Annotated in this window: 2 protein-coding genes; one reads left to right on the top strand and one right to left on the bottom strand. The window is 72.6% G+C overall.

Features of this window, described 5'->3' with window-relative positions; all coding sequences use genetic code 11:
• Positions 1–134: 134 nt before the first annotated feature.
• On the bottom strand, positions 135–710 hold the full coding sequence (locus B7767_RS32845; RefSeq protein ID WP_085575309.1) for a Dps family protein: 576 nt from the start codon (positions 708–710) through the stop codon (positions 135–137).
• Positions 711–1,088: 378 nt separating this feature from the next.
• On the opposite strand from B7767_RS32845, the gene B7767_RS32840 reads away from it, so the two are divergent.
• Positions 1,089–1,817: low temperature requirement protein A (locus B7767_RS32840; RefSeq protein WP_143652749.1), on the top strand; the 729-nt coding region annotated here is incomplete at its 3' end.

Genomic DNA, 1,817 nt, shown 5'->3' with positions numbered 1-1,817 from the left:
GGCCACAACTTCGAGCCGGAGGGGCCGCCCGACCCGGCGGACACGGCGACCGGCTTCACGCGGCGGTCGCCGGCGCAGGGCGTCGCGCGGGCGCGCCGGCCCCCTCCGGTGCCCCCGGAACCGCGGCAGGCCGGTCAGGTGCGGACCAGCGGTGTGTCGACCAGGTGCTCGGCCAGGAACCACGCCTGTCGTTCGCCGGTCCTGATCACCTGGGAGACCAGCAGGTCGTTGGTTCCGTCGTCACCGCTCCCGGCCGCCCGGGCGGCGGCGTCATGGGCGTCCACGAGGATGGTCTCGTGTGCCTCCAGCAACCGGGACAGCATGGCCGGCACCTCCTCCGCCCCGTCCGGCGGCCTCGGGATCGACGTGATCTCGGCGACGTGCCGGGAATCCCCCACCGCGACACCGCCCAGCGACTGGACGCGCTCGGCGAGGGTGTCGACGATCTCCAGCTGTTCCCCCGCGTGCCGGTCCAGGACCAGGTGCAACTGGTAGAAGGTGGCGCCCCGCATCAGCCAGTGGTGCTTCTTGTAGAGGCCGTGGAGGATCTGCGTGTCGGCGAGGACCTTGTTCAGGCGCTGGCAGGAGTACATCCGGGTCTCGTAGGACAGGGCGACCGGGAACTGCTTGACGGTCCCGAACTCCTGGATCACTTCCCCCTTCTGGTGCAACCAAGGCTGACTGCCGTGGTGAGCGGACGAGTTGGTCATGCGCGTCTCCTGTGTGTAGTGCCGCGTGTTCCCCGGGGACGCTAGGTCCCCGGCCCGGTGCCGTCTTGACCGGCAGCGCATGCGGGGGTGACCGGCGGCGCACTGTGCCCGCCCCGGCGCCGGCGTTTCGCTCTCGGGCAAGCACGCGTGCGTCGGCGGACTCGTCCCGCTCTCCGGCCGCCCTAGCGTCGGCCGGAAAACCGTGCCCGGTGAGCCGGCGGAACGGTGAGCCGGCGGAACGAGGAGAGGCATGAACGCGAACGAGCAGGCGGACGTGGCGGGCGCCGGGCCGGGACCGGCCGGGGCGGCTCCGGGAGCCCCCCGCTGAACCGCCGCCTCACCCCGCGGACGCCACGGGACACCGGGCGGTGGCACACGATGGCCGGCCGCGACTCCGGAGAGCCGCACCGGACCTCCACCCCCCTGGAGCTCTTCTTCGACCTGTGCTTCGTCGTCGCGGTGGCCCAGGCGTCCGGGAGTCTGCACAGGGCGCTGGAGAGCGGCGACCACGCCACCGGTGTGCTGCGCTTCGCGCTGGTGTTCTTCACCATCTGGTGGGCGTGGATGAACTTCACCTGGTTTGCTTCCGCCTACGACCCGGACGACGTCCCGTACCGGCTCTCGGTGCTCCTGCAGATAACGGGGTCGCTCGTGCTCGCCGCAGGCGTGGACCGCGCCTTCGAAGCCGGCGACCTGACCGTCATCACCGTCGGATACGTCGTCCTGCGCACGGCCCTGGCCGCGCTCTGGCTGCGTGCCGCGCTGGCCGACCCCGCCCGGCGCCGGACCGCGCTGCGCTTCGCCTCCGGCGTGGCGGCGTGCCAACTCGGCTGGGTGGGGATGCTCCTCGTCCCGGCGGCGGTGAGGCTGCCGGGCATCGTGGTGATGATCCTGGCCGAGCTGTCCGTCCCCGTGTGGGCCCAGTCCGCCGGGATGACGCCCTGGCATCCGGGCCACATCGCCGAACGCTACGGGCTGTTCACCCTCATCGTGCTGGGCGAGTCCGTGGCGGCGGCCACCGTCGCGGTGCGCGGTGCCTTCGACCGGCACCACGGCACCGGCTCGCTCTGGGCGCTGGCGGCGGGCGGCCTGCTCATGGCCTTCGCC

Source organism: Streptomyces sp. 13-12-16, from assembly GCF_002114215.1.
Lineage (GTDB): Bacteria > Actinomycetota > Actinomycetes > Streptomycetales > Streptomycetaceae > Streptomyces.
The sequence above is the reverse complement of the archived record's forward strand: the minus strand, read 5'-3'. Positions and strand labels throughout refer to the sequence as shown.